Here is a 4,578-nt window from a genome sequence, read left to right as displayed (position 1 = left end):
ACCCCGACCACGCCGGCGGCCTCGACACCGCGAACGACTTCCACGTGCCGGACGACCTCCAGCGCGTGTGGGATTTCTCGGCGGACGGCATCCGGACGAGCCTGGACGAGTCCCGCGAGCGTGCGGAGGGTGTCCTCCTCGGCGGCGTTGTCGGCCGCGAGCTCGTCCTCGGTGTTCTCGTCGCCGCCCAGCGGCGCGTCGTGGCCCGGGCCGGAACTGCCCTGGATGGCGCCGCCGGTCGACTCGCCGCGAGAGCTGTCGCCCTGGATCGCGCCGCCGGTGCCGTCGCCCTGGCCGGAGTTCTCGTCAGGGACGTCGACGCCGGGAGCGCCTTCGGCCGGATCCTGCGGGTGCGGGGTGCTCATGTTCTCGTCCATGACCCGACGCTACGACCGTCGGGCCGCGATGAGGAAGGCGTTGACAAACGCCTTCACAGCTCACTCGCCGTCGCGGCGCGGCAGCCGGATGGGCGTGGTCGCCGCCGCCTTCTCCGTGTAGTCGACCGGCTCGACCGCCTGCACGACCCGCAGCGGCCGGGTCTCGTCGAGCGTCAGGCGGAAGCGGCTGCTCTCCTCACGGCGCAGACGCCCGGACGTGAGCACCCAGGTCACCCCGATCGCGCACGCGATGAAACCGGCGGTGCCGCCGAGCATGATGGCGGCACGAGGGCCGAACGCGTCGGCGACCCAACCGGCGATCGGCGCCCCGACCGGAGTCGACCCCATGATGACCGCCATGTAGAGGGCGAGCACGCGGCCGCGCAGTGCCGGATCCGTCGTGATCTGCACGTAGCCGTTGGCCGTCGTCAGCAGCGTCACGATCATGAAGCCGGTGAACGTGAGCGTGACCGCATAGGAGAGGTAGGTGGGCATCGCGGCCGAGACGAAGGCCGCGATCCCGAAGCCGCCCGCCGCGAGGATCACCACGCGCACCCTCGCCCGGTCCCGACGCGCGGCGAGGAGGGCGCCGATCAGGGACCCGATCGCGAGCACCGAGCTCAGCACCCCGTACCCGTCGGCGCCGGCTCCGAACTCCAGCGCCATGGTCGAGGCGAAGATCGGGAAGTTCATGCCGAACGCGCCGATGAGGAACACCGTCACGAACACGACCTTGAGGTCGCTGCGCGCCCAGACGTACCGAAATCCCTCGGCGAGGCCGCCGCGGTTGCGGTTCTTGGGCCGCGGTGCGAGCAGGTTCGTGCGCATGAGCAGCAGCGCGACGATCATGGCGAGGAAGGTCGCGGCGTTGACGATGAACACCCAGCCGGAGCCGATCGCGACGATGAGCAGACCGCCGACCGCGGGGCCGATCATGCGGGCGAGGTTGAAGGAGGCGGAGTTGAGTGCCACGGCGTTGGAGGTCTCCGTCGCGGACACCATGTCCGACACGAAGGCCTGCCGCGCGGGGGCGTCGAAGGCGTTGACGATGCCGAATCCGAGGGCGAAGGTGAGCATCATCGGCAGGGTCATCACCCCGGCGAGCAGCAGGGAGCCCACGGCGATCGCAAGGGCGAGGAGTGCGGTCTGCGTGGTCAGGAGGATCTTCCGCCGGTCGAAGCGATCCGCGACCCAGCCGGTCAGGCTCACGAGCACCAGGGGAGGGCCGAACTGCAGCGCCATGGTGACGCCCATCGCGGTCGCGTCGTTGTCGGTGAGCTCGGTCAGCACGACCCAGTCCTGCGCGGTGGCCTGCATCCACCCGCCGACGTTCGACACGAGGGCTCCGGCGAACCAGATCCGGTAGTTGATGTTCGCGAAGGAACGGAACATGGCGTTCATCGCTCCACCGCCCTCCGCATCAGGGCGCTCGCTTCTCGCAGCGTCGCCAGCTCCTCCTCGGTGTAGTCGACCTCGCGGAGCATGTCGGCCAGCAGCACGTCACGGCGGCGGATGGTCTCGACGACGATCTCGACGCCGGCGGGGGTGATGTCCACCTGCACGCGGCGGCGGTCGTCCTCGTCAGGGGTGCGGGCGACATAGCCCTGCTCCTCCAGGCCGTTCACGATGCTCGTCATCGAGGGGGCGGTCACGCGCTCGCGCTCGGCGAGGGTGGAGATCGTGCGCCGACCGTTCATGCGGAGGTCGGCGAGGACGGCGAGCTGGGTGTCGCTCATCATGTCGGCGGCACGGGCGCAGCGGAGCCGGCGGGCGAGCCGGAACGTGGCCATGCGGAGGTCTGTGGCGGTGAGGTGCAGGGAATCATCGGACGCAGACATACTTAGTTAGTCTATCTAATATTTCTGCCCCGAGGGCCGGGGGAGCCGAGGTCAGCGGGCACAATGGAGGGGTGACCCGAACGATCGCTCTCGAAATCGCCGTCCAGGATCCCGCCGGAGTGCGCATCGCCGCCGAGGTCGGCGCCGCTCGCGTCGAGCTCGCCACGGCCCTCGCGCTGGGCGGGCTCACCCCGTCGCCGGCCACCCTGGAGCTCGCGCTCGAAGCCGCGGGGGCGAGCGGCCCCGAGGTGCACGTCCTCATCCGTCCGCGCGCCGGCGGCTTCCACTACAGCGCCGATGAGCTGGCCGTCGCCGAACGCGACGTGCGGCACGCGGTCGCGGCGGGCGCAGCGGGAGTGGTGATCGGCGCGCTCGACGGCGAGGGCCGACTGGATCGCGACGCCATGGCCCGGCTGCGGGATGCGGCCGGGGGAGCTCCGGCGACCCTGCACCGCGCGATCGATGTGACCGCCGACCCGGTGGCGACCCTGCGGGCCGCGAGGGAGCTCGGGCTCCGGCGCGTGCTCACCTCCGGAGGGGCGTCCGCCGCGATCGACGGCATCGACACCCTGCGCGCGCTCGTCGCCGCCGCCGAGGGGCAGATCGAGGTGATGGCCGGCAGTGGCGTCGACGTCGCGAGCGCTCCGGTGCTCGCCGGGGCCGGGGTGGACGCCCTCCACTTCTCCGCGAAGCGGGCCGTGACCGAGGACGGCGGCGTGCGCATGGGCTCCGCCTCCGACGGGGTCGGTGGCTACGAGGTGACGGATCGCGACATCGCCTTCGCCATCCGCGACGTCATCCGCGAGGCGCTCGCGGAGACCGACCGGTAAGGCAGGATCATGACCGAGACCCGCGAGTACACCGACAGCCACGGCATCGCCATCGTCTACGACGTCCACCCGGCGGAGGGGACGCCCCGCGGCGTCGTCCAGCTCCTGCACGGGGTGGGCGAGCACGCGGGACGGTACCCGGCGCTGATCGCCGCGCTCACCGGAGCCGGGTTCACCGTCTACGCCGACGACCACCGCGGGCACGGGCGCACCGGTATGCGTCAGCACGGCGACCCCGCCCAGCTCGGACGGCTCGGTCCCGGGGGTCTCCGGGCGGCCAAGGACGCGGTCTGGCAGCTGACCGGCATCATCCGCGACGAGAACCCCGACCTCCCGCTCGTGCTCCTCGGACACTCGTGGGGGTCGTTCCTCGCGCAGATGCTGGTGAACGAGCACGCGGAGGCCTTCGATGCGGTCATCCTGTCCGGCTCGGCGCTGCGCACGCCCCGCTCCCTGAACCCGGCGCCGCTGAACGCCGCGTGGGCCGCCGACGACGCGACCGGATACGAGTGGCTGAGCCGGGACCCCGCGGTGTGGAAGGCCTTCGAGGAGGATCCGCTCACGACGGGAGTGCCGCTGCTCAAGCTCTTCGGCCTGCTCGACGCGGCGCGGCTGTACGGACGTCCGGCGAAGCACCTCGCGCGCGACATTCCGGTGCTGCTCCTCGTCGGCCGTGACGATCCGGTCGGCGCTCCCCGCAGCGTGCACAAGCTCGCCGACGCGTACCGCCGGCGCTCCGGGCTCACCGACGTCACGACCCTCGTCTACCCCGACGCCCGGCACGAGATCTTCCAGGAGCTCCAGCAGGACGAGGTACGCGCCGACGTCCTCGCGTGGCTCGACGCCCACATCCCCGCCCGCTGACCCCCGCCCCGGCCGGCCGTTCCGTCCGGGATCACTTTCGCCCCTTCCGTCCGCCACGCGGGATCATTATGGTGCCCGGAACACGTCCCAGAGGCGCGTTCTTGCGCTCGCGACGAGTGTGGGGCCTCGGCGCGCGTCGACCAGGCAGCGTCCGCGGCGACGTGTCGGGATCACTTTCACGCCTCCGGCCATCCCGCGGGATCACTTTCGGGCCTGGGGCGGGCTGCGAAAGAGCGTTTTCGAACACGCGCGGTGAGCGGGTGCATTGGCGCCCGCGCTCATCGTCGGGATCACGGGCGCCTCACCCCACTCCGGGACAACGTTCGTGCCTCCCTCCGGCCCTGTGCGGGATCACTTTCGGGCCCGGGGTGGGCGGCGGGAGAGCGTTTTCGAACACACGCGGTGAGCGGGTACGCCCGTGGCCGCGCCGCTGATCGGGGCGGTGGTGGTGAATTCGGAGCGTACGCGTGGCCGAGGGCCGCGGTGGCGGGATCGCAAACGGGCTGGAGGACGGGATGGCGGGTGCGGTTTCGATCCCGAGGGAGGTGTGCGGCGGGCGTGTCTGGCTGGCGGGATCAGGAACGGGCGCGGAACGCGGTGCCAGGGGACGGTTTTGATCCTGCGCGGGAGGGGGCGGTCGCGGCGGGCGGGAGGCGGGGTCAGAAACGG

General features: G+C 71.6%; 5 protein-coding genes. 2 read left to right on the top strand and 3 right to left on the bottom strand.

Translation table 11 applies throughout. The features are described 5' to 3' along the window. The 3 genes from AC2W7E_RS16215 to AC2W7E_RS16205 form a co-directional block, all read right to left on the bottom strand. The coding region (locus AC2W7E_RS16215; protein ID WP_485989526.1) for a hypothetical protein at nt 1-377 on the bottom strand (377 nt) is incomplete at its 3' end. 60 nt (nt 378-437) lie between these two features. Next, nucleotides 438-1,769, bottom strand: a complete 1,332-nt coding sequence (locus tag AC2W7E_RS16210; RefSeq protein ID WP_303709832.1) for an MFS transporter — start codon at nt 1,767-1,769, stop codon at nt 438-440. A 5-nt stretch (nt 1,770-1,774) separates the two neighbouring features. Then, entirely contained in the window at nt 1,775-2,215 is a 441-nt protein-coding gene (locus AC2W7E_RS16205; RefSeq protein WP_025105433.1) for a MarR family winged helix-turn-helix transcriptional regulator, read from the bottom strand. 71 nt (nt 2,216-2,286) lie between these two features. Between AC2W7E_RS16205 and AC2W7E_RS16200 the strand changes: the two genes are divergently transcribed. Next, nucleotides 2,287-3,045 carry a copper homeostasis protein CutC gene (locus tag AC2W7E_RS16200; protein WP_378868118.1) on the top strand — a complete coding sequence of 253 codons (759 nt, stop codon included), beginning with the start codon at nt 2,287-2,289 and terminating at the stop codon, nt 3,043-3,045. Between the two features lie 9 nt (nt 3,046-3,054). Further along, on the top strand, nt 3,055-3,909 hold the full coding sequence (locus AC2W7E_RS16195) for an alpha/beta fold hydrolase (RefSeq protein WP_485989525.1): 855 nt from the start codon (nt 3,055-3,057) through the stop codon (nt 3,907-3,909). Nucleotides 3,910-4,578: the final 669 nt, after the last annotated feature.

It is taken from the genome of Microbacterium sp. CFSPD4_SD4, assembly GCF_057364585.1.
The sequence above is the reverse complement of the archived record's forward strand: the minus strand, read 5'-3'. Positions and strand labels throughout refer to the sequence as shown.

Excerpts from the sequence above, each read along its gene's own strand:
- AC2W7E_RS16210 (WP_303709832.1), bottom strand. The coding sequence starts at position 1,769 with ATGTTCCGTTCCTTCGCGAACATCAACTACCGGATCTGGTTCGCCGGA.
- AC2W7E_RS16205 (WP_025105433.1), bottom strand. The coding sequence starts at position 2,215 with ATGTCTGCGTCCGATGATTCCCTGCACCTCACCGCCACAGACCTCCGC.
- AC2W7E_RS16195 (WP_485989525.1), top strand. The coding sequence starts at position 3,055 with ATGACCGAGACCCGCGAGTACACCGACAGCCACGGCATCGCCATCGTC.